Source organism: Rhizobium phaseoli, from assembly GCF_001664385.1.
Taxonomy (GTDB): domain Bacteria; phylum Pseudomonadota; class Alphaproteobacteria; order Rhizobiales; family Rhizobiaceae; genus Rhizobium; species Rhizobium phaseoli.
The window spans coordinates 281,473-307,394 of sequence record NZ_CP013535.1; the positions used below are offsets into that span (position 1 = coordinate 281,473).

23 protein-coding genes and 3 pseudogenes are annotated in these 25,922 nt (G+C 57.6%); 13 read left to right on the forward strand and 13 right to left on the reverse strand.

What is annotated here, in order from left to right; translation table 11 throughout:
* Nucleotides 1–195: 195 nt before the first annotated feature.
* The 8 genes from AMC88_RS34625 to nifH all read right to left on the reverse strand — a co-directional run bounded on the left by AMC88_RS34625 (nt 196) and on the right by nifH (nt 9,079).
* Complete coding sequence (locus AMC88_RS34625; protein ID WP_196411598.1) at nt 196–348, reverse strand: IS66 family transposase zinc-finger binding domain-containing protein; 153 nt, start codon at nt 346–348, stop codon at nt 196–198.
* 665 nt (nt 349–1,013) lie between these two features.
* Nucleotides 1,014–1,502, reverse strand: coding sequence for a NifX-associated nitrogen fixation protein (locus AMC88_RS26470; RefSeq protein WP_037145513.1), 489 nt, complete (start codon nt 1,500–1,502; stop codon nt 1,014–1,016).
* 3 nt (nt 1,503–1,505) lie between these two features.
* Nucleotides 1,506–2,000 carry a nitrogen fixation protein NifX gene (nifX, locus tag AMC88_RS26475; RefSeq protein ID WP_008536565.1) on the reverse strand — a complete coding sequence of 165 codons (495 nt, stop codon included), beginning with the start codon at nt 1,998–2,000 and terminating at the stop codon, nt 1,506–1,508.
* Nucleotides 1,997–3,352: a nitrogenase iron-molybdenum cofactor biosynthesis protein NifN gene (gene nifN, locus AMC88_RS26480; protein ID WP_012489543.1), complete on the reverse strand. Its 1,356-nt coding sequence runs from the start codon at nt 3,350–3,352 to the stop codon at nt 1,997–1,999. The genes nifX and nifN overlap by 4 nt, the downstream gene beginning before the upstream one ends.
* Before the next feature lie 9 nt (nt 3,353–3,361).
* Nucleotides 3,362–4,852: a nitrogenase iron-molybdenum cofactor biosynthesis protein NifE gene (gene nifE, locus AMC88_RS26485; RefSeq protein ID WP_012489544.1), complete on the reverse strand. Its 1,491-nt coding sequence runs from the start codon at nt 4,850–4,852 to the stop codon at nt 3,362–3,364.
* Between the two features lie 58 nt (nt 4,853–4,910).
* Entirely contained in the window at nt 4,911–6,452 is a 1,542-nt protein-coding gene (gene nifK / locus AMC88_RS26490; RefSeq protein ID WP_018247184.1) for a nitrogenase molybdenum-iron protein subunit beta, read from the reverse strand.
* Between the two features lie 123 nt (nt 6,453–6,575).
* Nucleotides 6,576–8,078, reverse strand: a complete 1,503-nt coding sequence (gene nifD / locus AMC88_RS26495; RefSeq protein WP_064820025.1) for a nitrogenase molybdenum-iron protein alpha chain — start codon at nt 8,076–8,078, stop codon at nt 6,576–6,578.
* 107 nt (nt 8,079–8,185) lie between these two features.
* The gene (gene nifH, locus AMC88_RS26500) at nt 8,186–9,079 is read right to left on the reverse strand and encodes a nitrogenase iron protein (RefSeq protein ID WP_040111861.1); all 894 of its coding nucleotides are present in this window, start codon (nt 9,077–9,079) and stop codon (nt 8,186–8,188) included.
* 64 nt (nt 9,080–9,143) lie between these two features.
* Here nifH and AMC88_RS33790 point away from each other — a divergent pair, with 64 nt between their 5' ends.
* Nucleotides 9,144–9,572, forward strand: coding sequence for a hypothetical protein (locus tag AMC88_RS33790; protein WP_064820026.1), 429 nt, complete (start codon nt 9,144–9,146; stop codon nt 9,570–9,572).
* Here the strand turns inward: AMC88_RS33790 and AMC88_RS32555 are convergent.
* From AMC88_RS32555 to AMC88_RS26520, 4 genes and pseudogenes are all read right to left on the reverse strand, one after another.
* Nucleotides 9,500–9,712, reverse strand: a pseudogene (locus tag AMC88_RS32555) (integrase core domain-containing protein); the annotation flags it as partial. The gene AMC88_RS33790 and the pseudogene AMC88_RS32555 sit on opposite strands and share 73 nt — an antisense overlap.
* A 1-nt stretch (nt 9,713) precedes the next feature.
* Nucleotides 9,714–9,956 (reverse strand): annotated as a pseudogene (locus AMC88_RS26510) (nuclear transport factor 2 family protein); the annotation flags it as partial.
* Nucleotides 9,957–10,160: 204 nt separating this feature from the next.
* On the reverse strand, nt 10,161–10,415 hold the full coding sequence (locus tag AMC88_RS26515) for a ferredoxin (RefSeq protein WP_004678571.1): 255 nt from the start codon (nt 10,413–10,415) through the stop codon (nt 10,161–10,163).
* Nucleotides 10,416–10,435: 20 nt separating this feature from the next.
* Nucleotides 10,436–11,614, reverse strand: coding sequence for a cytochrome P450 (locus AMC88_RS26520; RefSeq protein WP_010009913.1), 1,179 nt, complete (start codon nt 11,612–11,614; stop codon nt 10,436–10,438).
* A 306-nt stretch (nt 11,615–11,920) separates the two neighbouring features.
* Here AMC88_RS26520 and AMC88_RS33795 point away from each other — a divergent pair, with 306 nt between their 5' ends.
* Together AMC88_RS33795 and AMC88_RS26525 are read left to right on the forward strand one after the other, a co-directional pair.
* Nucleotides 11,921–12,094 (forward strand): hypothetical protein, encoded by a 174-nt coding sequence (locus tag AMC88_RS33795; RefSeq protein ID WP_010009909.1) that lies wholly within the window; start codon nt 11,921–11,923, stop codon nt 12,092–12,094.
* A 596-nt stretch (nt 12,095–12,690) separates the two neighbouring features.
* The gene (locus AMC88_RS26525) at nt 12,691–13,407 is read left to right on the forward strand and encodes a Crp/Fnr family transcriptional regulator (protein ID WP_010009905.1); all 717 of its coding nucleotides are present in this window, start codon (nt 12,691–12,693) and stop codon (nt 13,405–13,407) included.
* Here AMC88_RS26525 and AMC88_RS33375 read toward each other — a convergent pair.
* Nucleotides 13,397–13,486 (reverse strand): annotated as a pseudogene (locus AMC88_RS33375) (L,D-transpeptidase); the annotation flags it as partial. The gene AMC88_RS26525 and the pseudogene AMC88_RS33375 overlap by 11 nt on opposite strands.
* A gap of 803 nt (nt 13,487–14,289) precedes the next feature.
* Here AMC88_RS33375 and AMC88_RS26530 point away from each other — a divergent pair.
* The 10 genes from AMC88_RS26530 (at nt 14,290) to nifA (ending at nt 25,780) form a co-directional block, all read left to right on the forward strand.
* Entirely contained in the window at nt 14,290–14,829 is a 540-nt protein-coding gene (locus AMC88_RS26530; protein WP_004678566.1) for a peroxiredoxin, read from the forward strand.
* A gap of 75 nt (nt 14,830–14,904) precedes the next feature.
* On the forward strand, nt 14,905–16,356 hold the full coding sequence (gene rpoN, locus AMC88_RS26535) for an RNA polymerase factor sigma-54 (RefSeq protein WP_011053429.1): 1,452 nt from the start codon (nt 14,905–14,907) through the stop codon (nt 16,354–16,356).
* A gap of 529 nt (nt 16,357–16,885) precedes the next feature.
* Nucleotides 16,886–17,203: a HesB/IscA family protein gene (locus tag AMC88_RS26540; RefSeq protein WP_009995752.1), complete on the forward strand. Its 318-nt coding sequence runs from the start codon at nt 16,886–16,888 to the stop codon at nt 17,201–17,203.
* A 969-nt stretch (nt 17,204–18,172) separates the two neighbouring features.
* Complete coding sequence (gene nifS, locus AMC88_RS26545; protein ID WP_012489549.1) at nt 18,173–19,369, forward strand: cysteine desulfurase NifS; 1,197 nt, start codon at nt 18,173–18,175, stop codon at nt 19,367–19,369.
* Between the two features lie 339 nt (nt 19,370–19,708).
* A complete protein-coding gene (nifW, locus tag AMC88_RS26550; protein WP_008536550.1) occupies nt 19,709–20,092 on the forward strand; it encodes a nitrogenase stabilizing/protective protein NifW in 384 nt (127 codons plus the stop codon).
* Nucleotides 20,093–20,268: 176 nt separating this feature from the next.
* On the forward strand, nt 20,269–21,117 hold the full coding sequence (locus AMC88_RS26555; RefSeq protein WP_004678528.1) for an electron transfer flavoprotein subunit beta/FixA family protein: 849 nt from the start codon (nt 20,269–20,271) through the stop codon (nt 21,115–21,117).
* 15 nt (nt 21,118–21,132) lie between these two features.
* On the forward strand, nt 21,133–22,242 hold the full coding sequence (locus tag AMC88_RS26560) for an electron transfer flavoprotein subunit alpha/FixB family protein (protein ID WP_008536549.1): 1,110 nt from the start codon (nt 21,133–21,135) through the stop codon (nt 22,240–22,242).
* 9 nt (nt 22,243–22,251) lie between these two features.
* A complete protein-coding gene (locus tag AMC88_RS26565) occupies nt 22,252–23,559 on the forward strand; it encodes an FAD-binding protein (RefSeq protein ID WP_008536548.1) in 1,308 nt (435 codons plus the stop codon).
* 12 nt (nt 23,560–23,571) lie between these two features.
* Nucleotides 23,572–23,871 (forward strand): ferredoxin family protein, encoded by a 300-nt coding sequence (locus AMC88_RS26570; protein ID WP_004678523.1) that lies wholly within the window; start codon nt 23,572–23,574, stop codon nt 23,869–23,871.
* Between the two features lie 220 nt (nt 23,872–24,091).
* Nucleotides 24,092–25,780 carry a nif-specific transcriptional activator NifA gene (gene nifA / locus AMC88_RS26575; protein WP_011053431.1) on the forward strand — a complete coding sequence of 563 codons (1,689 nt, stop codon included), beginning with the start codon at nt 24,092–24,094 and terminating at the stop codon, nt 25,778–25,780.
* Nucleotides 25,781–25,922 lie beyond the last annotated feature (142 nt).

The window sequence follows — 25,922 nt, forward strand, 5'->3', positions numbered from 1 at the left end:
TTTATGGTCCTCTGGACGCGGTACAGACCATCCAATTCAGCTACTGAAGCGAGCACATCCACTTTTGGATCAAGGTACCTTTTTAAATTCAAATGCTGACCTCTCCTGTCCAGTGGGCTCGCATGAGCGTCTTTCACATACCTGGCCACAAGACAAAATCGCCTCGCTGTGTTCTGGCAGTGCGGCCTCGACTATCTAAACAAGGGCCAATTTTGCTTTGCAGGTAAAGCGGGGCTGGACATGATGCACGACACGGAAGGACGCATGAACATAGTCCAGCACTTCGCTGACGGTCTCGCCGCCGCGAATGAAGTCGGAGCCACCACAGATAGGGCATGAGCAGGCCACCTGTTACACGTCATCATGGCACGGCCGAGGTTGCAGAGCTTGCGCGGCGATAGGGCTCTCGACGCATCCACGTCATCCGGCAGGTTCGAATTCCGTTGACTCATGGTTGGATCTGATTTGATGAGAGGCGTTCCAAAGAACGCCGAGGTTTTCGCCCTCATGATAGGCTGTGGCTGACACCACGTTCTAGTCTAGCGATGATCGGATCGTCGAGCCCTTTGGCGACTCCTGTAATTACGGCTGGATTGCCAGATGGAAAAGAGCAGGCTTGCGATATACGCCCACTGAAGAAGCAACAAACTAGCCACCATTGCAACGATGACTTCGTGGATGGAATGCCAGACGAAGTAACTCGTTAGTGCCTTCGCCCAGACGACGAGCAGCAGGAGGCCGCAAAAGATTGTGAAACGCAACACCGTTCTCCTGATTTGTTCGCGAGATTGCGCAGCAATGTCGTCTGCGGCAACGAGAGTCTGGCAGTTCTTCAGGCGGCAACCGCCGCGTGGTTGAGAGCCATGATCATGCCAGTGAGCTCACCATCGAACTCTCGTTCTGGCCATTGCAAATGCTGAGATTTTGGCAGCGGCGGCGCGGGACTGCAGCTTGCGGACCTTCTTCAGCTGCTCCACAATGTCTGACATGATCTCTTTCCTCGAAAATTGATTTCATGATGCCCGCGCCACGTCGGGATAGGTTTCGATAACTTCAATAGCGTCATCGACCATTTTCGTGCCGGTCTCGGCGAGCTTGCCTAGCGTCTCAAAGCCGAACCGGTGGACATCGCGCAGGGTCTTCGACAGAACGACCAACCGTCCAGTCGTCAAAAGCAAGCGGCCGAAGCCCTCATGGCCGATCGTCATGATCGGCGATGCCAACAGGCCTGTGCACTCTTCGATCACAAGCCCCACGCAACTGTAAAAGTTCTGTAGCCTCCACAGCACATACGGATCCGGATCGCCTATGATCGGGATCTTACGGCGCTGCTCCTTGGTGAGGATGAAGTCGGCCAGCAGGTCAGTGTCCGATTTGCCTTCCCACGCCCCATGGGCATCCTGAGCGCGAATGAGCCTTATCAGGCATCTGAGAAAAGGGGTGGCGAGATCCCCATCCTCGTTGACAGCAGGGCCATCCGTACTTCCTGTCAATGTACCCATTTCTTAGTCCTCCTCATCGAAAGGCTTCTTTTCAATGGCGCCTGCTTCGGTTAGCACCTTGCGTAACCAGGGTGGCGGAGTAGTCCTGAGCATCGCCCGAGTTCGCGACAAAACATCTTCGATCAGTTGAGGATCGGATACTTTAATTGGGTGGATTTTGGCCGAAACAACTCGGGCTGCCGATGGCCCACCGATCGCCAGACAGAACAATAAGTGACAACCTTCCAACGCCTTCACCTTCGGGTTAATACGATCGACGTCCTCGTTCCGATGCTTTCCGCTCTGGTCGGAAACGTCTTCGAAGTCCAGGACTTCCACCAGTTTCCAGTCGTCGGGACTCACATCATAGACGACGAAACGTTTTGCCGATCCGAAATGGGCGTCGAGAGATTTCATATCTTGAGTGGCGATTGCGACGCGCAACGCGCCAGCCTTCCGTTTTGGAGCTGACGAGTGAACCCCGTCAGGGACGAGGGAAAGGCGACGAGCGGCGATCATCTAGGCAGTTCTCCTTTGCGGGAGGGATCAAGCGATCCAGGACACGGCGCGCGCTGATTGGCCTGGAAGATGTTGGAAACATCGAAGATCAGGTCGCGCGTTCCCTGATAGAGACTTGTGAGCTTATGCTGGCTGCCGAGTCGGTCGTATATCGGGAAGCCCACCCGCATGAGCGGAATCCCAAGGCGCTCCGCCGCTTGTCGTCCATGCGAATGCGTGACGAGAAGATCAGCGCCGACGGCAAGTTCTTCGAGATCGCCAAGATCACCGACCTGGAGCGATTCGGCCGGCATTTCCGCGAGTATTTTTGAGGTGCCGGTCGTGGTGACCGCTGCCGCGATTTCGGCGCCCATGCCGGTGAAGAAGGTAGCGAATTGGTAGAGCTGGTCCGGCTCCACAGCAATTGCGATTTTCTTGCCTCCGAAATGGAAATGTCCGTCGAGCAGGGCGTCCTGCAGCTGTGCTCGGCGACGGCGGATGTTTGCTGGCACCGGCGCACCAGAAATCTCAGAAAGAAACGAGACGAACCGGTCGGCTCGTTTCAATCCTGTCAGCGACTGGAACAATGCGTAAGGGACTCCCGTCCGGGTCCGCAGTAGCTCTGCGGGGCGGCGCATATGCTCGCCGATCGCGATACATTGCGCCGCCGTGCCAAGCTCTTGTATCTCGTCGACGGGAGTACCGCCATAGGTGGTCGGAACCCAACGATCGCCGGGCACCGTGCCGTCGAGAGAGCCGGAAATGTCCGGCAGGATCACCGGCTTCAGACCGAAGCTTTCGACCGTTTCGCGCAGAAGCTCGATGTCAGCGACTGTCAGATGCCATCCTGGTAGGATCGCAATCTTCTTTTGGTGGCGGCTCTGCTCGCCTGGAGTGGTGATGCGCTCGACCATAGAGATGACGGCCTTCGCCCATCCCTCTTCGATCGCTCCCTCGAAATCCGGGGTATTCGCCAGCACAACCTCCGTACCCGCGAGCTCATCGGCACGATCCCGCTTGATGTTGGCGAGATCGCCTGCGAAATCTTCGCCGCGGGTTTCCACCAGGGCTGTCGTGCAAATTCCGATCAGCTTGGGTTTTGCGCGCCTCTTGAGATTTAGGATCGCCTCTTCCAGATTGCCTGCGCCGCCAAGAATGGTCGCCACTGCGTCCAATGCCGTTGTCTGCAAGGGAATGGCTTCCTTAAAGTGCCGGACTAAAAGTACCAGCGCCAAGCTGGTGCAGCCCTGGCTGCCGTGGAACAGCGGCACGGCACGCTCGACGCCAAGAAAGGCGAGCGCGGCGCCGAGCGGCTGCGACGATTTCAGCGGATTGACCGCAGCTGATTTGGTCTGGGGAAAGACTTGAACCATCGGCTTTCCTCAACGCTTGCCGAAGCTGCCGGCGACCGCGCCGACAAAGTTTTGCAAGACGTACCCAGTCTCGTTCTCGCTCTTGGTATTCGTCAGTTCTTCTTCCACCGCATGCTGGCATTCCCACGGTGCCGGCTCCCGCACCTCCATCCAGATCGGATTGTGAATAGCAAGATCGATCTGGCGAACGAGCTCCACCATGCCGTCATAGCCGGCATAGGGGTGGTGGCGTTCCTGGTTGATATCGAGCCAAGGTGTCTTGGCCTTCAGCGCGATGAATTGCGTGCGCCCGCCAGACAACATGATGTCGGCTTTACCGTCGGCGAGCATGTTATAAAGCTCGCGCGGCGCCATCGACTCGAACAGGTGTTTTTCGTCTTTCAGGAGTTGCTTGATACGTTCCTTGTCTTCAGGCGTGGATTTCTTGACCGAGGTGCCCACGATCTCGATGCCCACCTCCATCAGCGCATGGACAACCGACCAGGACTTGACGCCGCCGGTGTTGAGCAACACGCGCTTGCCTTCAAGCCTTGGTCGATATGCTGCGAGTTTCATCCAGGCAATCGCCTCCTCCTCCGCGATCAATGCCTCGGTGCGCTCGAGGATTTCGGGATCCGCCCCCTGCATCACGAGCAGCTTGGCGATCTGTCTGAGTGCTTCCGAGGTGTCGGTAATTCCGTAAAAGGAGCCTTCGAAGAACGGGATATCCCAGAGCTCCTCCATTTTGCGGGCGAGGTTGATGAGTGCTGTCGAGCACACCAACATGGACGCCTTGGCGCGATGCGCAGAAGCAATGTCAAGATATCGGGCGTCTCCTGGAATGCAGGCCCTTACTCTGATCCCCAGCCGGTCAAGAAGCGGCTTTACCAGCCAAAACTCGCCGGATAGGTTGAACTCACCAATGATATTGATGTCGTAGGCGGTCACGTCGTTCGGCTCTACGCTGCCGATCACATGATCGAGCAACGCTTCACCGGCGAGCTTATTGCCAAGGTTCTTGGAGCCGGCAAAGCCCGGTGCGTTGACCGGCACCACCGGAAGGCCGAATTTTTCCGCGGCCCGCTTGCAGACGGCCTCGATGTCGTCGCCGATCAATGCTGTCACACAGGTCGAATAGACGAAAATCGCCGGTGGAGCATAGGCCTCCTTGATCTCGCGGATTGCTTTAAAAAGTTTCCGCTCGCCGTGCCCCATCACCACTTCGGTTTCAGTGAGGTCGGTCGTGAAACTGGTGCGCCAGAGCGTTGGACCTGAGGAAGCCGATCCGCGGTTGTCCCAGGAATTGCCCTCACAGCCGAGAGGCCCATGGATCAGGTGCGCGACGTCGGTGATCGGCTGCAGCACGATCTTGGCGCCATCGAAAGCGCATCCGCCGGCTGCCGCCCCGGGGATCAGCGGCTTCGAACAGCCGTTTTTGCGCGCCTTGGAATCCTTGCTGCGGTTCTTCTCGCAGGCAGGCTCGTCAAAGACATCCTGGACTTTAGCATTGAGCAAGGGCATTGCGGTCTCCAAGTTCAGATGAAGGCGGCCGGCCTCACAAGGCCGACCGCCGCCGCTCCTAGCGGGTCAGGTCGTAAGAATAGTCCGTCACACCCGGCTCGCTCGTCTCGCGATCGAGCTTGTCGAAGATCTTGTCGAGGATCGTCGTCAGGACGCGCAGGCCGCCCTGGTAGCCCATGAGCGGGAAACGGTGGTGATGGTGCCGGTCGAATATCGGAAAGGTCAGCCGGATCAATGGGGTGCCGGTGTCGCGCTCGAGATACTTGCCATAGGAATTGCCGATCATAAGATCAACCGGCTCGGTAAAGAGCAGCGAGCGCAACGCCCACAGGTCCTTGCCCGCCCAGACCTGGGCATCCTTGCCGAAGGGCGAGGATGCGAGCAACGCCTTCATCTCGGCTTCCCAGGCCGACGTGCCGTTGGTAGCAAGGCAGTGGGTCGGCTCACCGCCGGTTTCCAAGACGAACCGGGCAACGGCGTAGACGAAGTCAGGATCGCCGTAGATCGCGTATTTCTTCCCGTGCAGCCAGGCTTGGCTATCTGCCATAGCGTCGACGAGACGGCCGCGTTCCAGGCCGATTGTCGGAGGAATTTCCTTGCCGGTAATCTCCGAGACCTTCATCAGGAATTCGTCGGTCGCCTGAACACCCAGCGGATAATGGAACGAAGCCGTAACCTGACCGACCTCCTTGCAATATTCCAGCGTTTTGCGCGTGTTATAGTGCTGCAGCGACAGGGTCGCTTCGGCATTCAACGCCGTTTTCAAGTCCTCGATCTTCGTGCCGCCGTCATACATGCGGTACGTACCGTCAGACGGCGTGTCGAACTGGTCGGAGGCATCCTGGATGAAGATGTAGGATACGCCCATCATGTCGAGCAGGCGCTTCAGTTCGCGGTTGTTGCCGACGCAGAAGCCGTCGAAGCCGGGAATGATGTTGATGGCTTGAGCAACCTCCTTCCGCTCGTTGCCTTTCCAGAAGTTCTCCAGAATGCCCTTGATCATGCCGTCATAGCCATCGACGTGGCTGCCGACGAAGGCAGGCGTGTGGGCGAAAGGAACATCGAAGTCGTGCGGGACCGACCCTTCGTTCTTTGCGTTTTCGATGAAGCCGTGGAGGTCGTCTCCAATGACTTCGGCCATGCAGGTGGTCGAGACGGCGATCATCTTCGGATCGTAGAGCTTGTATGTATTGGCGAGCCCGTCGACCATGTTCTTCAACCCGCCGAACACTGCCGCGTCCTCCGTCATCGAGGACGAGACCGCCGATGAAGGCTCCTTGAAGTGACGCGACAGATGCGAACGGTAATAAGCGACGCAGCCCTGGCTGCCATGGACGAAGGACATCGTTTGCTCAAAGCCTGCGGCTGCGAAGACGGCACCGAGCGGCTGGCAGGCTTTGGCCGGGTTCACGACCAGGGCTTCGCGGCCCAGGTTCTTTTCGCGATACTCCCAGGTCTTCGTGAAGTCGTTTTGATCGGCAACGACCTGATCCGGGTGGGGGCATTCGAAATTGGCTTTCTTCTCGGCGAGCATCTGCCTGTATTCCGGCTCGCGGAACAGGGGAGCATGGTCGAGAACTTTTTCCGCCGACTGCGGCATAGTAAGCACCTTTCTTTTCATCGCGCCGCACCGGTGGCGGCAATGGGATGTCATCTGTCACGAGTGCGGATCAAGTCCGATGGGAAGAGCCTGGCCTGCCCCTTCCCAAGACAGGCCAGGCTCTCATTCGGCCGCAACCGCCTCAGCTGGCGCGGCCTCTTTTTTCCAGGGGACGTCGTAGAGATCCCACACCGGATTATTGATGGCCAGATCCATGTCGCGGGCGAATATGGCGAAGCCGTCATAGCCGTGATACGGGCCGGAATAATCCCAGGAGTGCATCTGGCGGAAGGGGATGCCCATCTTCTGCACCGGATACTTCTCTTTGATGCCGGACCCAACAAGGTCGGGGCGGATGCCTTCGATGAACTTTTCCAGCTCGTAACCGGTCACGTCGTCATAGATCAGCGTACCCTTGTTCACATAATGGCCGGTGCGCTGATAGTCGTCGTTGTGGGCGAACTCGTAGCCGGTGCCGACGATCCGCATGCCGAGGTCCTCATAGGCCGTGATGACGTGGCGAGGACGCAGGCCGCCGACATAGAGCATCACCGTCTTGCCTTCGAGGCGCGGCCGGTACTTGTCGACGACAGCATCGACCAGGGGCCGGTACTTGGTGATGACAGCCTCGGTCTTGTCGACGATTTCCGGACCGAAGTGCTTGGCTATTTCGCGCAGGGAGGTTTCGATCTGGGACGGACCAAAGAAATTGTATTCCATCCACGGGATGCCGTATTTTTCCTCCATGTGCCGACAGATGTAGTTCATCGAGCGGTAGCAGTGGATGAGGTTCAGCTTGGCCTTTGGCGCGCGCTCGACTTCAGCGAGCGTGGCATCACCCGACCAGTTGCCGACCACGCGCAGCCCCACCTCCTCCAATAGAATACGCGTAGCCCACGCGTCGCCACCGATATTGTAGTCGCCGACGACGTTGACATCGTAAGGGCCGGTCTCAAACTCGACTTCGTTCTTGTCGAAAACCCAGTCACGGATGGCGTCGTTGGCGATGTGGTGGCCGAGCGATTGCGAGACGCCGCGGAAGCCCTCGCAGCGTACCGGCACGATCGTCTTTTCGTGCTCCTTGGCCTTCTTGCGCGACACCGCCTCAATGTCGTCGCCAATCAGCCCGATCGGGCATTCCGACTGCACGCTGATGCCGTTGTTGAGGGGGAAAAGCTCCTCGATCTCGTCGATGACCTGTTCAAGCTTCTTGTCGCCGCCGAACACGATGTCCTTTTCCTGGAAGTCTGAGGTGAACTGCAGCGTCACGAACGTGTCGATGCCCGTCAGGCCGACGTAGTAGTTGCGGCGTTGCGACCAGGAATAATGACCGCAACCGACCGGCCCGTGCGAGATGTGGACCATGTCCTTGACCGGCCCCCATACCACGCCTTTGGAGCCGGCATAGGCGCAGCCGCGGATCGTCATCACGCCCGGAATGGACTTGATGTTCGATTTGACGTCGCATTCGGAAAGGGCCTTCGGCTCATCGCCAGGCTCGTCGCGGCTCGTTGCGACGCTGAGGTGCTTCTTGCGGCGCTTCGCCGCCTTGTCTGGATATTGCGCTAACACTTCCGCAATGAGCTTTTCATGCAAAACGCTGTCATTCTCGTAATCAAGGCTCATGGGCCCCTGCCCCCTTTCAAGGTTCGGGTTAGGTCGTCGTCGCCGAAGCGTCTTTCGTGGAAGGACGCGCTGGCTCAAGGGCCAGCGCGTCCTGTCGACAGCGGCAGTTATTGAGCCGCAACCACCGCTGACTCCTTGGCCTGTAATTCGGCCAGCATCTGCTCGTCGCTCTTCATGATGCCGAAGTCGAGCAGCATGTCTTCGAGCTCTTCCATGGTAATCGGGGTCGGAATGGTCCCTTGGCCCGAATTGGCATGGATCTTCTCGGCTAGCGCCCGATATTCCCCGGCCTGCTTGGAGTCCGGCGCGTACTGGATCACCGTCATCTTCCTGAGCTCGGCGTGCTGGACGATGTTGTCACGCGGCACAAAGTGGATGAGCTTGGAATTGAGCCTGGCAGCCAGCGCCTCGGAGAGGTCGAGCTCGCGGTCCGTCTGGCGCTCGTTACAGATCAGGCCGCCGAGCCGCACGCCGCCGGAATGGGCATATTTCAGGATGCCCTTGGCGATGTTGTTGGCGGCATAGAGCGCCATCATCTCGCCGGACATCACGATGTAGATCTCCTGGGCCTTGTTCTCACGGATCGGCATCGCAAAGCCACCGCACACCACATCGCCGAGCACGTCATAGGAGACGTAGTCGACATCGTCATATGCACCGTTCTCTTCAAGGAAATTGATCGAGGTGATGACGCCGCGCCCGGCGCAGCCGACGCCCGGTTCCGGACCGCCGGACTCCACGCACTTGATGCCTTTGTAGCCGGCCTTGAGCACGTCCTCGAGCTCAAGGTCTTCCACCGAACCTTCCTGCGCTGCCAGATGCAGAACCGTGTCCTGTGCTTTGGCGTTCAGGATCAGCCGGGTGGAGTCGGCTTTCGGGTCGCATCCGACGATCAGGATCTTCTGCCCGAGGTCGACAAGCGCTGCGAGCGTATTTTGGGAGGTGGTGGACTTGCCGATCCCCCCTTTGCCGTAAAATGCGATTTGACGCAAATCTACCATATCGCCTTCCTTCTTTCGTTCCATCCATCGCTGAGTAAAAGGCAGGCAGCTCGCGCCGCCTCGCATGGCAATCTTCAAAACCCGTGCCATGTGGGCCGATCGAGCCGAAGGAAAGATCTTTTTGGTTGGGTTTCAGAAAGTTACTCCGAACCACCACAGGAAACTGCCAAACAAACCTAATGTCGCCGATCAGACAAAGCCGACAGACGGTGTCGTGATGGCATCACTTGCACCGCTAGGTCGACCGCGACTATCAGCAGGACAACGGATCCGAAAACTGGAGACAATCGCACCCAGCTCCCAATCGAAAAATGTTGAAGCTTTCGATCCTGACCTGCCGCTGACGGCGATTAGAGCCTCGGCGGTCTTGAACCGCTCCCAAACGTTGGACCACCGGATGCTAGAGTTTTCCGGCTTCATTCAGGGAGGCGGGCTGGTTGCGCCTCCCGAATTCACCAACGAGATCGGCGCCTTGTTGCCGATCGCACCATGAGGTCTTTCCTCATTGTAGTATCTACGCCAATCCTCCATCTTTTCGCGGGCATCCGCAAGGGTCAGGAACCAATGCTGGTTCAGGCATTCTGCACGGAAGCGGCCATTGAACGCTTCGATGAAAGCATTATCAGTCGGCTTTGAACTCAATCAGAATGTTCGTGATTTGATGGATGTTGCGCGGTCCCGTCTTGAAGACACCAAGGGCGAACTCGATGAAGCCCTCGGCCGAACCGGAATAGGTCCCGTGATTGTCACGTGCATCGGGCCAGTAGGAACTGCGCAGCGCCCTTTCATCGGCGCGGTCTATCCCGCGGCAATACCGATAGAGGCAGTCGCGGAGCGCCTCGCGGTCGAGCAATTCGGTAATTTTTTTGTGTTTCATCGCTTGTCGCACATCTGATATCGGGGCGCTTACCCATCCAGTGACGCAGCCAGCTTTCAACTGCTCGGCTGACGTAAGGAAAAACCCTCCCTCTGCTTAGGCATGCATGTAAACAACTGCCCTTAGAAGTAGACATCAATGGGAGAGCTGCGGGTAAGGTGTTTGGACAGCGACGGCGCCGTCATGCACCAGTTGCGTTGCGTTTCAACCCCCACAATGTTGGTTGAACAAAAGGCGATCGAGCAACGCATCCGAAACGCAATCTATCTCCAGCGCACGTTCAGGGCAGGATCGAGCGCCTCGCGACGCGAACAGTTCGTCCCTCTCCTCGACATCGATTGCACCGGGCAGTATGTATCCCTCGTCGTCAAGATTGAATATTTCGGGCGCTTGGGCCCAGCATCTTGCATGACCTTGGCATTTGGAAGTGTGCACTATGACGCGCATACGGTACTCCATGTCTTTCCTCCTCTCAATTATCAGGACCAGTCCAGGATCAGATTCTCCATTCCAAACACGTGGCCCCCATAGGTGATGGGCGCCGTACCATCCTTGATACGGAAGTCAGGGATGCGCGACAGCCACTCCTCCAGGCCGATGACGATCTCTCGCCGGGCAAGGTGTGATCCAAGACAGCGATGGGGACCGTACGCAAAAGCGGTGTGGCGATTGTCTTCTCGTGCCAAATCGATCGTGTTCGGATTTTCGAATTCCACCGGATCACGATTGGCAATCATCGTGGCGCAGGAAATGTAGTCCCCCTTACGGATCGGCGCGCCTTCGAAATTGATATCTTTCGTCGCCACACGGATCATCTGCACGGTCGAATAGGCGCGAAGCAGTTCTTCGGCTGCGAGCACAATTCGATCCGGTTTGCTCCGCAGCAATTCCTGTTCTGTCGGATTGCGCGCGAGATAGGCCAGGTCAAAGCCGATCGCCGTTGCCACGGTGTCCAGTCCCGCGACGAATAGAAGCACGCCTATTCCATGGATTTCCTGGTCTCTCAACAGGCGGCCGTCGACCTTTGCCTGCACGACGAAGGTCATGAAATCGTCGGCCGGTTCTTTGCGGCGCATCGCTGCAAGTTCATCGATGAACGCCAAAATTGTTCGGGCGGCTGCGGTTCGTCTGATGCCGTCGCCGTGGAGCAGGTCCTTCCCCCAGCCCACGAATGTATTGAGGCGCTCATCGGATAAGCCGAGCAAACGGAGGAAGATACTAACCGCAAAAGGAAAGGCGAAGTCCGTCAAGATGTCGCAGCTTGTGCTCGACGCGGAAATCTTGGAAATCAACGCAATCGCCCGATCACGGACCGCCGGTTCAAGCTCCATTATCCGCCTGGGCGAAAGCAGCGGATTGAGAAGTGAGCGAAACACGCTGTGAGCCGGGGGGTCGAGTTCAAGCGGGATCAGCGGCCAGTTTTCGCCAAGCGCCGAGGCGAAAAGGCTCCGATGGCTGGAAAAGGTTCCGGTGTCCTGCAGCAATTTGCGTTGGTCCTGAGCGCGAACGATGACCCAGGTACCTCGGCCATCGCGCGTATTGCAGGGAGAATAAAAGATTCTCGGTCCATTATGGAGGCAAGCGACAGCTGCGTGCGGATCCCCATTTGGCATGCGCTCCATGCCGGGCGACGTGAACAGGCTGAAGTCCTTCACCATTTCGGGAGGGACATGTTCTGGAACCCTAATGGTAGCCACTGCTTTTCTCCTGTCATCAAAGCCCCTTCGCCGAGAACGAATTCTCCTCGGAGAGGGAGCGAGCAAAATCGTTGAGCGCCAGATTTCCAATCTCAGCAGCGCGAGGCGCCAATGACATGCGATGCAGCGATCAGATCGCCGTGCGGCTCGAAATCCACGCTGCTTTGTTGGCCGAAGTCGAAATTTCTTGGATGCCTCGCCCGCCCTTCCGGTCGACATCGGATTTTCACGGGTACCTCTCTTCCGGTAAATGCGTTCTGAGCACAGATGCATTTTGATTTCCTCCGCTCCATGGCGGTCACCAAAGAAACCGGCCGACAGTCCTTGCCGCCCCGCAAGAAGAACTTCAAAGTTCATGCCAATTTGATTGATTTGGCCGGAAAGAAATTTTTCAATTGCCTTTCAGCGCTTTGGCTCAAGGCAGAACTAAAGATTGGCTGATCAAGGCCGTGTCGCGTATCTAACAAAACCCGACATCAGGTGCCGGATGCCATCTATTCAGGTGCGACTTTTTTCCAGCCACCACAGCCGGGGGCCAGAGACAGCGCGACGAGTAACGAATGTCCTGATGTACTGCGATGCAGTGGGATAGCTTGAGGGTGGGTAGCTTTGAATTGTGGCATCGAGCTAGCGGCGGAATTCCGGGAACAGCTCGAAGCGTGCTACTCCTTTGTCCTGAATGTCAGTTCTACCAGCCCGACGACACCACCCTAAGAGTCGGCGGCAATCTGCCGATTGGGTGTTGCCTGACAGCAATGGGTATGGTGGCCTACCGTCCGCCGAGACGGAAGGCGATGGCCGCAGAAAGCCCGCTCAAGCGGCGGGCCGAAAATGCCGTCCGAAACAAATCCACAAACTACCCTGCCTGGCACGGCAAGAGCGTGGGTACGGAGATTTGATCTGGATCAAATCGCAATCCCGATGAAATTGATAGCCATCAAAGACGCGCTGGAAGAAATAGGGATAGCCGAAGTCGCAACGGCCGCGTGGTCGTCTCGGGCATGTCCGGCATAGGCGGTTTTCGAAGGGATCAGGACATGGACGTCGCACGCAGTGAGGTTCTCGTGATTGGCACTTCCGTCGCTTGCCGTTCCTGCCAGGCGCGGCACGGCGTCGTTTGCGGCGCCTTGTCGGCTGGCCAGCTTAGCGAACTTGGCCGCCACTCGCTGCGCCGCAAGGTCGACGCAGGCTGCGAGATCATTGCACAAGGATCGGAAAACTCTTTCTATTCGAACATCACGCGCGGCGTGGTGAAGCTCTGCAAGGTGATGTCGGACGGGCGCCAGCAGATCGTTGGCCTGCAATTCGCCCCCGATTTCGTCGGCCGCCCCTTCGTGCGCGAAAGCACGCTGTCGGCCGAGGCCGCGACCGATGCGGAGATCTGCGTGTTCCCCCGCAATTTGCTCGAACGCATGATATTGGAGACTAGGGAATTGCAGCGTAGCCTGCACGCTCAGGCGCTGAATGAGCTGGATGCCGCGCGCGAATGGATGCTGACGCTCGGCCGGCGGACCGCCGAGGAGAAGGTCGCAAGCCTGCTCCACCTCATTGCCGCCCACGCCGAGACGGCGACGAGCACTGCCTTCGATCTGCCGCTATCGCGTGCCGAGATTGCCGACTTTCTCGGGCTGACGATCGAAACCGTCAGCCGCCAGTTGACCCGGCTTCGCAAAGAGGGCGTCATCCGCATCGAGAACATCCGGCATATCACCGTGCCCGACATGGATGCGCTCGCAAAGAAAATCAGCGGGTAATTACCACCCGCGTATTGGAAAGGCCAGCCTGGCGCGCCAGCGTAAAGAACTAGGCGGCATTGTCGGGATGCAGACGGACGTGCCGGGCGCTACCACATCGAGCATTCCGGGCGAGAAAACTTCTAGTCCCGGAGCCGCCGGCTTGCAGCTCGGGATAGCCGCCGGGCAGGTGGGTGGCGTCGCCATCGGCGCCGGGCGCCCAGCAGGTCGCCAGCGAGCTGAGCGGTGAGCGGTGAGAGGAACAAAATATCAGCTCCGCGGCGACGTCAGCCGAGCAACAAATGCTCGTAGGCCAAAGGCTACATAGCGCGACCCGGGTGCCGGTCGGCATCAGCCGATCGATATTGGCGGCTGCGAGCTCTTCACGCCCCCAACCTGCGGATATCCGCCATCGTCGTCTTCTGTGACGAAATTATCGGAGCCGTTTGCGTTTCACCATTTTTCGATGCGCGGTCCGAGCCTGGCGCCCCCTTTTTGTCGGACCTCAAACTTTCTTGTGCAGTTTCAAACAAGAAAACGTGCGCGGGTAGACATACGCACGAGCAGAACCTCAAACCTCGTGACCCGCGCCTTCCCGCCGCGACCGGACTGGCGGGCAGTATGCTAAGGTTCTAAAAGGCGGCAGAGAAACCTTGATCGAGATGCGGTCGGAAGTAGCCGAAACAGCGCCCGGCCGTCAGCGCGGCACAACGGCTTCACAATTCGCTCGCCCGCACGAGCAGCGCACGAGTGCGGCGACGAAGGCCCTGTGCTGACCGCAAGTCCATCTCCTTCAGGCCAAATGGCATGACGCTTGCTTGCCCTGGCGTGTGGGCCGAGGTCGGATTCGTGTTAGCCGTGACTGAGAGGCCGCAAATAAATTTTCCTAGAGGAGCTTCATTGATGACCATGGAAAAGCAGGTCCCTATTGTCACCTTTCGCACGCGGGTTCGCGACGAGTCTATATCCGGTCCCAACCCCTACCGCTGGGAAGACAAGACGACCGATGACTATTTCAGCGGTAAGCGGGTAATCCTTTTTTCGCTGCCGGGCGCCTTCACGCCAATCTGCTCCACCTTCCAACTGCCTGATTTCGAAAGTCTTTATGTCGAGTTTAAGAAGAATGGCATTGACGACATCTACTGTCTCTCCGTCAACGATGCCTTCGTCATGAATGCTTGGGGCAAGTCTCAGGGGTTGAAAAATGTCAAGCTTATCCCGGACGGTTCGGGAGAATTCACTCGGAAAATGGGTATGCTCGTCGCCAAGGACAATCTCGGTTTCGGTCTGCGCTCCTGGCGCTACGCTGCCGTGATCAATAATGGCGTCGTGGAGGGGTGGTTCGAGGAAGAAGGCTTTGGCGACAACTGCGCGACCGATCCGTATGGCGTTTCTTCGCCGCAAAACATTTTGAAATGCCTTAAGGCCCCAGCCTTCGTATGAGCATTGAAGCCAACGACCAGCAGCTACGACTTGTCGTGCACACCTGCGCCGAATGATAGGAGTTTTGCTCGAACCATGAAGTCCTTTACAAGCCTTCATCAGCGTCAGCAGCAATCGCTGGTTATTACGCCCCAGCTCATCGCGTCTATTCGCTTGCTGCAGCTGGCGCACACCGAACTGAATCAGTTCGTGGAACAGGAAATCGAGAAGAACCCATTTCTCGACCTGGCGTCGAATGACGGCGGGGCTTCTGGCGTATCGCCAACTGCGGCGGATGATCCAAATATCAGCGCACGCGAAGACCACGTTGATGGACCGGCCAGGACGGACATGCCTGAGCTGTCTAGTCCCTGGAAATCAATCCGTGACACAGGCAACCTTTCGCCGGGGGAAAGGCCTTCCCTGGATGAGTTCGCCGCCTCAACTGAGACATTGCACGAACATGTCGCCCATCAGATCGCCCTCACTGCCTTCACACCCCAGGAGCGGCTGATTGCTGGCGCGCTTGCCGACCATCTGGATGACACTGGGTATCTGCAAGTGAACCTTCTGGAGCTAGCAGAGAGGCTAAATAGCCCTGAGGCTGGAGTGAAGCGGGTTCTTGAGGCTTTGCAGCTATTTGACCCGCCGGGCATATTTGCGCGAAGTCTGGGCGAATGCCTCGAGATTCAGTTGCGCCAACGAGACCGGTTCGACCCGGCCATGGCAGCTCTGGTCGCAAATCTCGAGTTGCTTGCGCGACGCGATTTTCGAGCACTGAAGCGACGTTGCCGGGTCGATGAAGACGACCTTCTCGATATGTTGAACGAAATTCGTGCACTTGACCCAAAGCCTGGAAACCAGTTCCAGTCCGCAAGGTCGGAATCCATCATACCCGACGTCTTCGTCCTACCCTCGCCGGGAGGCGGATGGCACGTCGAGCTTAATCGGGAGATTTTGCCCAAGGTACTGATCAACCAAACCTATTTTGCGCAAGTTACTCGCCTAACCGCCCAAAGCTCGAAAGATCAGTCATTCCTGAACGAATGCTTCCAGAGCGCGAGCTGGTTGGTTCGGAGTCTCGATCAGCGCGCCACGACGATCCTTAAGGTGGCGACCGAAATCGTGCGCCACCAGGATGTCTTTTTGGAAGATGGCATTGCTCATCTTCGCCCTCTCAATCTTAAGACCATCGCTGACGCGATCGACATGCACGAGTCCACTGTAAGTCGGGTAACGTCGAACAAATACATTCTCACGCCCCGCGGCGTGTTCGAGCTCAAGTATTTTTTCACCGTCGCGATCCCGTCCTCACAAGGCGGTGACGCGCACTCGGCCGAAGCTGTGCGCCATCAGATAAGGGCACTTATTGCCGCAGAGACGCTCCATGATGTGCTGTCCGACGATGGCATCGTTGCCAAGCTCAAGGAAACAGGCGTCGACATTGCTCGCCGCACAGTCGCCAAATATCGCGAGGCGATGAACATCCCCTCGTCCGCGCAACGCCGGCGGGAGAAACGGTTTGTACTGGCGGCCGCGGAGGGATAAGTCCTTTGTACCGTAGGTGATGCCCTTTTCCCAAAAACCGCGGAACTGAGGCACATGTGACATTGTGCTTAGTCCTCTCCATGGAGGATCGACTTCATATGGGCTGGCGACCGCAGCCTCGTCACGGGAGCTTCAAAAGTTGTTCCGGCCGCTTAAGCTGACGTTCCAGAAAAGATTAGATGTCTGTTCCATAGCCCAAGCGCTTAGGGGCTAAGCGGTTAATCACGAAAACTCGTGCAGAATTTTTATGTCGCGCAAGCGACAAATCTAGAAGCAGTTGTCGCCTCCCATTCATTTTCGCCGAACCGCTGGGATTTCGGTGCGGCGGCAACGAGAGCCTCAACCGAAAATGATAGACGGAGATACGCGGGCAGACGTTCTGGAGTTGGCGCGCTTTCGAGATCTCCGATGTTCGACGACGCAGGAATACAACACGCGGGCTGATCGAACTCTTGGCCTTCCTCACCGCTTGGCACGACGCATGCACGGTAATCCGAAAATGCGCCATCGAACAAAAAGGAATCATCCCATGATCAAGCTCACAGAGAATGCCGCCGCCATCATGAACGTAACGCTTTCCCGAGCCGAGCAGGCGGAAGGCTTTCGCATCGCGGTCGAGGCAGGTGGATGCGCCGGCTACAAATACCTGGTGGGGCTAGAAAGCGTCCAGGGCCAGGGCGACGCGGTGATCGAAACAAATGGGGTCAAGGTGTTCGTTGACGCAGACTCGCAAGCACACATCAACGGCATGACGATCGACTTCGTGACGGGACCAGAAACCTCCGGTTTTGTCTTCGACAATCCCAATGCGCACCAGAACTGCACTTGCGGCAAATCCTTCGGCTGATCACCGAGAAAGCGAGAGAGCCATGCGGAATTATTGCGAAAAGGTCATGGTTTCCTTTTTCAATCCGAAGAACGACGGCGTGCAGGAAAATCCCCTCAGCGAGACCGGGGCAGTTTCCTACGGTAGAGGGCCTGAATTGATAATTGGAGTCGATCCAACGGTGGAAGCGTTTCTGGTGACGCCGTCGTCCTTGCGTTCCAACCCAGCGACCGCCTTCTCGCCAGCGCTGGCCGAACTCATAACCCTAAAGCCCGCCGAAGCGCCTCAAACCGTCCGTCAGGAGACAGCAGGCTTTTTAAGCGGTTTGCTGCCGGAGAGAAAGGTCTGCTCATCAACGGATTATCCTGAGGCAGCAAAATTTTTTGGCGGGCATCCGGGCCAGGATTCCAAAGGAGACGCCCCCTCTGCAAGCAGTTCCGCGCCGAGGAAAGGTGAGCGAAGACGCGTGCGTGTCAAGAGGCTTGATTTCATGACCAAGTCGCTCACTTCGCTAGATCTGGCAGTAGACGGACGACACTCGTTCAAGCCGTCGAAGACGTGTCAGCGGTTTATACAATACTGGTCGTCGAAAGCCTCGTTCCGGCAGAGGAGGACGATCAGACCGTCACAACAGAAATCTGAGGCCTGGAGAAATTGGCAGGGTCGAAATGGATGTTGTAGCCGGCAATCGCGTAGGACAGGGTCTAAAAATCGCCGCAGCCTGCAACAGTTCAGTTCTCAGCGACAAGCTAAGCTGGCGACCCATCTAGTTAAGCAGCCGCGGCGAATCCAACCGTTGGAAAAGGCGCGAGCGCACAACGTTCTTCCCTTCCTACTGATGGCGGCTATGCGACGTTATCGATGCCAACAAGATCGCGTGACGCGCCATCGCACGACTCCACCCCGCGCTGCTTGCCCGAGGCTATCAAACAACAGCATGTGCAAGACGCCGCAGCATTGTCACCGCTTCCCCTCAGTCGAGATCCACCCATGAGAGCGATCTATCTCGACAATAATGCAACGACCAGAGTCGATCCTGAAGTGGTTGAAGCCATGCTGCCGTTCTTTGCGGATCAGTTTGGAAACCCTTCGTCGACGCACGCTTTTGGCTCCTCCATCCGCGAGGCGGTGAGGAAGGCGCGCCGGCAATTGCAAGCGCTGATCGGCGCCGAGTTCGATCATGAGATCGTGTTCACCTCGGGGGGGACGGAAAGCGACAATGCGGCGATCCTTTCGGCGCTGGAGGTGATGCCTGAGCGCACAGAGATCGTGACTTCCGCAGTCGAGCATTCAGCGGTGCTGACACTCTGCGGCCATCTGGAGAAGACGCGCGGCATTAAGGTACACAGGATCCCAGTGGATCGACATGGACGTCTCGATCTTGACGCCTATGAGACCGCCCTCACTCATCGTGTAGCGATTGCTTCGATCATGTGGGCGAACAACGAGACGGGAACCATTTTCCCGGTCGCTAAGCTTGCCGAGATGGCCAAGAGAATCGGTGCACTTTTCCACACCGACGCGGTCCAGGCGGTCGGCAAGGTTCCAATGGACCTCCAACCTACTGCAATCGACATGCTTTCGTTGTCCGGACACAAATTCCATGGACCAAAAGGCATTGGTGCACTCTATCTCAGGCGGGGCTTATCTTTCTCCTCACTGATCAAGGGAGGTCATCAGGAGCGCGACCGACGCGCAGGGACAGAAAATACGGCCGGGATTGTCGGTTTAGGCAAGGCTGCCGAACTCGCCCTGAAATCAATAGACGACGAGAGCACCCGATTAAAGTCGCTCCGAGATCGATTGGAGAACGGCATTGTCCAGCGTGTTCCAGGCGCCTTCGTAACCGGCGATAGGCTTAAGAGGTTGCCGAACACGGCGAACATCGCCTTTCAACGTGTCGAAGGAGACAGTATGCTCCTTCTTCTCAACCGCTATGGCATCGCCTGCTCTTCCGGCTCTGCTTGCTCCTCCGGTTCGCTGGAGCCGAGCCATGTCTTGAGGGCAATGGATATCCCTCATGCTATGGCGCACGGAACAATCCGCTTCTCGTTCTCGCGCGATAACTGTGACGAGGATGTCGACCGGGTGCTCGAAGTTTTACCGGGCATCGTTGAAAGGCTCCGGAGCCAATGCCGTTCCGGCCACGTGGCCGACACGAGCAGCCGGGTTCGTTCAGGGGAGTAGGAGCAGGCACGCTCATGAAACGGCAATTCCTTTTCACCGATACGACCTGCATGACGGCACCGGCATCGTATGAACGATCAGGTAAAAGCCGGGGCTCTCAGTCACATAGATCGCCGGTTCACCGCCCATGCGTGTTCGTGGAGGGGGCCCAGCGCCATATCATCTTAATCAATCTCTCGACACCATCGGTGGATCGCATCCGACCACCAGCCTATGCCGACTCCAGTTGCAACGCGACTGCCTTGCGCCTAGCCGCGTCGAACCACGCATTCCGTACGTTGCAGCTTAAGCTACGGGAGAACGATCTCGCGATCACCGCTCACGACCAGGGGGAATCTTATGTGCCGTTGCTCCGCTGACAGCAGTCCCGTCGATGTCAAAGACATCCTCAATCGGCTGAAATCTCTCTCGGCTGCGGAGGAGTTCTTCGCAGCCCTAGGGGTCCCCTATGACCCTAAGGTTCTCGATGTCTCACGACTCCATATCATGAAGCGTATGGGCCAATACCTCGCGGCAGAGGACTTCTCCCATCTCCCAGACCGGGTAATCGCTGCTCGTGCCCGTGCCATACTGGAAAGGGCCTACTGTGATTTCGCGACCTCCGCGCCGCTCTCGCACCGGGTCTTCAAGGTGCTCAAGGACCACAATCCGAACAGACCTGTCACACCCGGCCGCACCGTTGTCCCGTTAGACTCTTTCCTGAAGCCGTTCGAAAAGAAGTGAGCACGGTTGCGACACGACAATGTCGGGAAGCTTACAATTCAGTCATATGCTAGCAACGTCGGAATCGAAGCCATTTCAATGTGATAGAGAACGCCAAACGGTTGGCACGAATGATGCACGCAAGCATGTGTACTGACAAGCCCGCCACCCATAGAGGGAGGGAGTAAGAAACCGCCATGCACATAGTTATCTGTATCAAACAGGTACCGGACTCCGCACAAATACGAGTGCATCCGGTGACGAACACAATCATGCGTCAGGGAGTGCCAACCATCATCAACCCCTATGATCTGTTCGCCCTTGAAGAGGCGCTCCAGTTGCGCGACCGCCATGGCGGCGAGGTGACCGTGCTCACCATGGGGCCGCCCATGGCAGAGGACGCGTTGCGCAAGGCGCTCACCTACGGCGCCGACCGCGCCGTACTCTTGACCGACCGTCATTTTGCCGGCTCCGACACTCTGGCGACCTCGTTTGCTCTTTCGCGAGCCATCGCGAAGATCGGAGAGGCCTTCGGTACGCCCGATATCGTCTTTACGGGCAAACAGACCATCGACGGCGATACCGCCCAGGTTGGGCCTGGCATCGCCAAGCGCCTCGACCTCCTGCAGCTCACCTACGTTGCCAAAATCGTCTCTGTCGACATCAATGGGCGCGAGATTACGGTGGAGCGCCGCTCGGAAGGGGGCACGCAGACGCTGATGAGCAAGCTCCCTTGCCTAATTACAATGCTCGAAGGCACAAACGAAATCCGCCGCGGCTCGCTCGATGACGCGCTACGGGCCGCGCGCAGCCAGATCGTGAAGTGGAATGCGGCCGACGCTGGCATAGAGGACCTCACCAAGTGCGGCCTGCGTGGCTCGCCAACCGTCGTTAAGAGGGTCTTTGCCCCTCCTGAGCGGGCGGAAAAGGCGGAGCAGATCGACACCGCGGAAAAAACACCGCGCGATCTCGCGGAGGAGTTGATCGCTGGGATCTTTTTGCGCCAGCCGGCGCTCGAAAGCGAACTCGCCTTTGACGGCGAATGAAGGCAAGGAGCGACGATGTTGAGCACGAATCGAGAGAGCCCTCCTCCAGCCGCTGGCCGTGCCGCCATGAAGAAAGAGCTGCCCGATCAGTTTAAGGACCATCGGCACGTTTGGGTCTTCATGGAGCTGGAGCGCGATCAGGTGCATCCCGTCTCCTTCGAGCTGCTCGGCGAAGGCCGCAAGCTCGCCGACAAGCTGGGCGTCCAGCTTGCCGGCGTCGTTCTCGGACCACCGGGAGAGGCCACGTGGTTTGCCATCGCCGAGGCTTTTGCTTATGGCGCCGACCTGGCCTACCTCGTCGAGGCCCCACTGCTCGCCGACTACCGAAATGAGCCTTTCACCAAAGCATTGACGGATCTGGTTACTAACTACAAACCGGAAATCCTTCTTTTAGGGGCAACGACGCTCGGGCGCGACCTTGCCGGTTCCGTGGCGACGACCTTGTTGACAGGGCTCACGGCGGATTGCACCGAACTTGATGTGGATGCGGACGGCTCGCTTGCGGCGACCCGGCCGACTTTCGGCGGCTCCTTGCTTTGCACGATCTACACGCTCAACTGCCGGCCGCAGATGGCAACGGTCCGGCCGAGGGTCATGGCCATGCCTCCGCGCGGGAATAATAAGATCGGACGCGTCATTCAACACAAAGTGTCGATGATCGAGGAAGAGATCGTCACTAAGGTCCTCGGTTTCTTGTCCGATGGCCAGTCGGCGACGGCGAATCTCGCCTATGCGGACGTCGTGGTTGCTGGAGGCCTCGGTCTCGGCGCGGTGGAGAACGTGAAGCTTATGAAGAAACTCGCGCGGACGATCGGGGCCGATTATGGCTGTTCGCGCCCCCTCGTCCAAAAGGGCTGGATGCCTGCTGATCGGCAGATCGGCCAAACTGGCAAAACTATCCGGCCGAAGCTTTACATAGCAGCCGGCATTTCCGGCGCCATCCAGCATCGCGTTGGCGTCGAGGGAGCTGATCTTATTTTAGCCATTAACACCGATCCTAACGCGCCGATTTTTGATTTCGCCCACCTCGGCGTCGTCACCGATGCGATCCGTTTACTGCCGTCATTAACGGAACTCTTCACCCATCGACTGTCGCCGCACAGTCGCGATAAGCTTGCAAACTGAGGGCGCCCCATGACTGAGGAAAACTTCGACGCCATAGTTATCGGGGCCGGCATGGCCGGAAACGCAGCTGCTTACACGATGTCGAACCGCGGCATGAAGGTGCTGCAGTTGGAGCGTGGCGAGTATCCGGGCTCCAAGAATGTGCAGGGCGCCATCATGTACGCGGACATGCTGGAGAAAATCCTGCCGGATTTCCGGGATGATGCGCCTCTGGAGCGGCACTTAGTCGAGCAGCGCTTCTGGATGATGGACGACTCGTCCCACATCGGTATGCAATACCGGTCGGACGACTTCAACGAGTCGAGACACAATCGCTACACGGTCATTCGCGCCCAATTCGACAAATGGTTTTCACGCAAGGTGCGCGAGGCCGGAGCGACGCTTCTATGCGAGACGACCGTGACGGAACTCGTTCGTGATCCAAAGGGCAAGGTGATTGGCGTTCGCACCGACCGCGCCGGCGACGTGATTCTTGCTGACGTGGTCGTTCTCGCAGAGGGCGTCAATGGGCTGCTCGGCACGCGTGCTGGATTGCGTGACACGCCAAAACCGGAAACTGTCGCGCTCGCCGTCAAGGAAATGCATTTCCTGGCCGAAGAGGTAATTGACCAGCGGTTCGGCCTCCAGGCCAATGAAGGCTGCGTCATCGAGGCAGTTGGCACGATCTCTCGCAACATGGCCGGGCTTGCCTTCCTCTACACCAACAAAGAATCGATCTCGATCGGCATTGGCTGCCTTGTCTCCGAATTCGCGGCAACAATGGAAAGTCCTTATGATCTGCTCGAAAAATTCAAAAGCCATCCGTCGGTAAAGCCGCTGATCGCAGGAGCGGAAGTCAAGGAATATGCGGCGCATCTCATTCCAGAAGGTGGTTACAAGGCAATTCCGCAGCTTTTTGGTGACGGCTGGGTCGTCGTCGGCGACGCGGCACAACTTAATAATGCGGTGCACCGCGAGGGGTCCAACCTCGCCATGACGTCGGGGCGCATCGCCGGCGAAGCAATCGTCCAGATCAAGAATCGCAAAAAGCCGATGGTCAAGGAGAACCTCTCCCTTTACAAGTCGATGCTTGAAAAGTCGTTCGTTATCAAAGACTTGCGGAAATACAAGGACATGCCTGCCCTGCTGCACACCAATTCCCGCAATTTCTTCACGACTTATCCAAGGTTGCTGTCGCAGGCCGCACAGAACTTTGTGCGAGTCGATGGCACCCCGAAGATCGACAAGGAACGGGCGACCACGGGCACCTTCATCAAGGCACGCTCCCGCTGGGGGCTGTTTGGTGACGCGGTTCGCTTGGCGCGCGCGTGGCGATAAAGGAGAGATGAGATGACGGTTGCAGTGACGAACATACGCGTAGAGGACAAGCTTTACCAAAATCGATACGTGGTCGATGCCGGACGCCCGCATATTAGGGTGCGTCCACACGATTGGCCAAGCGTAAATCTGTATGCCCTCACAAGTGTCTGTCCGGCCAAGTGCTACGAATTGAATGACCAGGGCCAAGTGGAGGTTATCGCCGACGGGTGCATGGAGTGCGGCACGTGCCGCGTACTCTGCGAGGCAAGTGGAGATATCGAGTGGAACTATCCGAGAGGCGGTTTCGGCGTTCTCTTCAAGTTCGGATAAAGGTTTGCAACTCCACGATTCAGAACCAACTTGGGTTTGCAGACGGGCGCATCGGAAACTTGCAGAGGTGCGCGTTGCAGATTGGTATTAGAAATTACTATATATACATGCAAGCAAGGGTGATAAGAAACGTTAGACAACCCAAGGCCATATAATGACCCACATGCCCGCCCGACCGGTCGATGGAGCGGAACCCCTATCTGCGCTACCTGCTGGACCTATGCGCCAAGCGGGCACGCAGCGCAGCGGAATCTACGAGATATCAAAGGTACTGACTGCCCCCGCCCGGCTAGAGATTACGCTTGCCAACGTCGTGAACGTCCTCTCTTCCTTTCTGCAGATTCGATGCGGAGCAATCGTTGTTCTAGACGCTGAAGGTCAGCCCGAGATTGCCGCAACTGGCGACATCCCCCCATCCTCTCAATCAGCCGCTCGAGGCGTTATACCTAAGGCCGTAATCGACCATATCGCGACGACCGGTATGCCCTTAATCGTAAAGGATGTCAGCAAGTCCGAATTATTTCAGGCTGAGCCGCAACCGCCTTGGAGCAGCGGCACCGTCCCAATTTCTTTTATTGGCGTTCCGGTAAAAGCCGATAATAAAATACTTGGCACAATATCGATCGATCGCGTCAGGAACGACGCCGCCCCCTTCCCCGCCGACGAGGACGTTCGCTTTCTGACCATGGTCGCCAATCTGGTCAGTCGGACGATCAGGCTTCATCGTTTCCTGAACCTGGAGGGTCGGCGACCTATCGGCGAACAAGAGAGACCGGAGAAGCCGATCATCGCGCAAAGGGGCGCGCCGGGCCGACATCCACCCGTCAAAATCGACGGGATTATCGGGGATAGCCCGGCTCTCCAGCAGGTGGTTGAAACCGTCTCGGTGGTGGCGAGGACGAATTCCACCGTGCTTCTGCGGGGCGAAAGCGGCACCGGCAAGGAATTTTTTGCACAGGCGATCCATGAACTTTCCCCTCGTAAAAACAAGCCGTTCGTCAAATTGAACTGCGCCGCGCTGCCCGAAGGCGTCCTGGAATCGGAGCTGTTTGGGCATGAAAAAGGGGCTTTCACCGGGGCCATCGCGCAGCGCGCCGGACGCTTCGAACTGGCAAATGGCGGAACGCTTCTACTTGACGAGATTGGCGAGATTTCGCCCGCCTTTCAAGCCAAACTGCTGCGCGTCCTGCAGGAAGGCGAACTGGAGAGGGTGGGCGGAACCAAGACGCTTGCGGTCGACGTCCGGCTCATATGCGCCACGAATAAGAACCTCGAGATGGCTGTTGCAAACGCCGAATTCAGGGCCGACCTGTATTACCGCATCAGCGTAGTTCCAATTGTCCTGCCGCCGCTTCGAGAGCGACCCGGCGATATTCCACGCCTTGCGAACGCTCTTCTTGACCGATTCAACAAGGAGAACCAACGCGAGCTGACGTTTTCGTCGTCGGCGATCGAGGTGATGTCGCAATGCTATTTCCCAGGTAACGTCCGGGAACTCGAAAACTGCGTGCGAAGGACTGCCACCCTTGCGCGTTCAAGCTCGATCGTTTCGTCTGATTTTGCCTGCAAGAACAGCCAGTGCCTTTCGTCGCTCCTCTGGAAAACCGACGGGTCGCCCGGCGGCATCACCGTCGATGGGCATGCCCGGAGCAATGTGATGCCGACTTCATCGCCGCGCTCGGGCGGGAGCATCGGTGCGTCGGACGAGGTATCTTCCGTCAAGGCTTGTGATCCGCACGGTTCCGGTTGTCCCGCAATGGAGTCGCGCCTCACGCAACGGGACCGGTTGATCGAGGCGATGGAAAAGGCCGGATGGGTTCAGGCCAAAGCGGCTCGTATTCTCGGCCTTACGCCTCGTCAGGTCGGCTATGCTCTACGCCAGCATCGCATCGAGGTGAAAAAGCTTTAAGCGCCTGGGTGATGTTGGACCTTCTCGATCTCCAATGCCTGGTTTGGTGGCTTACGGACAACTCTTTTGTCGACTGTCGGAAGCTTGACAAGTCTGTGTCCGAACACGGTCGGAATCGGGCAATAAATGCAAATTCTTAAAG